This is a genomic window from Ruegeria sp. CH6 (assembly GCF_056537005.1).
Map to the genome: position 1 here is coordinate 1 of NZ_JBQFQS010000040.1, position 2806 is coordinate 2806.

At 53.3% G+C, this 2806-nt stretch carries 2 protein-coding genes; both read left to right on the plus strand.

Annotation, left to right across the window (positions count from 1 at the left end; genetic code table 11):
• Positions 1-1474, plus strand: a 1474-nt coding sequence (locus ACR0CW_RS23025) for an FG-GAP-like repeat-containing protein (RefSeq protein WP_480789571.1), incomplete at its 5' end; no start/stop codon positions are given.
• Positions 1475-1911: 437 nt separating this feature from the next.
• The gene (locus ACR0CW_RS23030; protein WP_480789572.1) at positions 1912-2424 is read left to right on the plus strand and encodes a hypothetical protein; all 513 of its coding nucleotides are present in this window, start codon (positions 1912-1914) and stop codon (positions 2422-2424) included.
• The last annotated feature ends 382 nt before the right edge of the window (positions 2425-2806 follow it).

Below are 2806 nucleotides of genomic sequence, written 5' to 3' on the forward strand. Positions count from 1 at the left end.
AGGTGATTTGAACATCACGGTCGTAGTCTCAAATGCAGCCGGAGTGCAGGCAACAGGCGATGATGTGACAGTGCAGCTGCTATTGCCAACAACCCCCGTGATTGCCATCACCACTCCGATTGAGGGCGATGGTGTGATTGATGACAGTGAGGTTGCGGATGTCGAGGTGTCGGGCACCACAACCAATGTCGAAGCCGGACAGACCGTCACGGTCACCTTCAGCGATGGCACCAACCCGGATGTCACGGCAACTGCAATGGTTGCAGCCAATGGCACCTGGACAACAGCGGCCGCCGACCTGTCGGGTCTGAATGCCGGGAACATCGATGTCACAGTCTCCGTGGGTGGCGCGGGTGGTATACCGCTGGTCGAAGCCTCCTCCTCCGTGATCCGGCCCCGGATGCCCATGCAAATCGACACCACGCTGGATAATGGTGCCATACACACTACTGTTGCAGACTTGGACGGCGATGGCGATCTGGACATCATCGGGTCTGCAAGCAGCTCCAACGCGTTCACGGTGTTCCTTGGCAACGGAGATGGAAGTTTCGCCGCGGGAACGCAGATCGATACCGCGCTGGATACTGGACCCAGACACACCTCTGTTGCAGACTTGGACGGCGATGGCGATCTGGACATCATCGGGTCTGCAAGCAGCTCCAACGCGTTCACGGTGTTCCTTGGCAACGGAGATGGAAGTTTCGCCGCGGGAACGCAGATCGACACCACGCTGGATGGCGGTGCAACTCACACATCTCCGGCGGATATAGACGGCGATGGTGATCTGGACATCATCGGAACGGCATTAGGCTCCAGTGCCTTCACGGTGTTCCGCAATGATGGGACCGGAGCCTTCGATGCGGGAACACAGATCGATACAGACTTGGATAGATTTACCAGTCACACGTCTGTGGCGGATATAGACGGCGATGGTGATCTGGACATCATCGGAACGGCATTAGGCTCCAGTGCCTTCACGGTGTTCCGTAATGATGGGACCGGAGCCTTCGATGCGGGAACGCAGATCGAAACCGGGCTGGATAATGGACCCAGACACACATCCGTGGCGGATATAGACGGCGATGGTGATCTGGATATCATTGGGTCGGCCCTCAACTCAGACGCCTTCACGGTGTTCCGCAATGATGGGACCGGAGCCTTCGATGCGGGAACACAGATCGAAACCGGACTGGATGATGGTGCCATTCACACGTCTGTGGCGGATATAGACGGCGATGGTGATCTGGACATCATCGGGTCAGCCTTTAACTCCAATGCGGTCATGGTGTTCCGCAATGATGGGACCGGAGGCTTTGATGCAGGAACACAGATCGAAACCGGATTGGATGATGGACCCAGCCAAACCTCAGTGGCGGATATAGACGGCGATGGTCGGGCTGACCTGATTATATCAGCGTCGAACAGCGATGCATTCGTCGTGTTCTTCAATGACAATCTTCTACCAGTTATTTAACTAAGCCCACCTCCCGATGGATCAAAGGCCGATGATGCACTAACTATCAAATTGGACCAGTCAAATGAGGCCGCTCAGGGAGTGCGGTTGCCCTTAATGCGAATATCGCGCGTCTACGAGGTCGCATGGTGGCATGCGCCCCAGTTCCCAAGAATGGAAGTGCAACAACATGGAATTTTACATCGGATTGGACGTATCACTGAAAAGCACGGCAATTTGTGTACTGGGACCTCAAGGCAAAATAGTTCAACGGTCACAAGCGGAGAGTAAGCCAGAAGCTTTGGTATGTGCAGTCAAATCGCTTTCGTATGAGGCCGCTGCGATCGGACTTGAAGCCGGCCCGCTTTCGCGGTGGTTAACCAAAGGGGCAGAAGAATCTGGCCAGAACGTTAAGCTTTCCTGACACACATTGACACGAGGGAGCCCCATTACAGAAGTTGTTTGTTCGGGTTAAAAGCACCAAGCAAGCCGACATAGAAGGTGTTCACATCGCGCAGCGCCCGAATTTCATTGGTCTGCTGTGCGAAGACTCGATTGGCTGGCAGAATGTCATCGTCGAGGAGCGCTGCGTTCGGATCACTACCAACAACGGTACTTTCGTAACCATTTCCGAGGATGGCAGTTTTTGCTGTGACAGCGGTGACGATGTTACGACGGTTGAGCGTTCCGGCCGGGTTATCAAACAAACCCAATATCTCGATGCGGTCATGTCGCAGATGGTGGAGACTGTGCCAACCGCTCTTCTGAGCGGGATCTGTTCGCGAACTTTGAGGAGGGTTCTGAAGAACAGCCGCAGCAGAGTGCTCGCCGGGTATGGGAGGCCTTCGAAGATACTTAATTTAATTGGGGATTTTTCCAACTGGGCCAAATTCAACCCAATGAAAAACAATGACTTGCGCAAGGATTGCCAACTGGAATCCTTGCAACATGCCCAAGCAGTATTCTGGTAGCGGGGGTCCGTCTTTTTCACTAACCCCATTGAAATTGCAACACAATTTATGTGTTTTACAGCCCCCCCAATCGAAGCGCAAATTATTTCAGAACACATTCAGGCAAGCATCAGGTGCGTCCTGATTTTTCTCGCTAATCTTGTGAATGTAGATGGTGCTGTGGTTTTTATCATTTATCCCTAATGCAAGGACAGCTGCACCTCTTCCTCAGTTGTTCGGGCTTAAGAAGCCCGAGTGAAATCGGCCAATTTGGTCGCCACTTACCTTGCTGAGGGTGTAAATCTCATCAGAGATGATTTTTGCACCCTCAGTCTTTTTCGCTATATTTAGATCCCTCGTCTGCTTGCGAGGGTTCGGGCGACGTTCGTAATGTGGCGTCGAC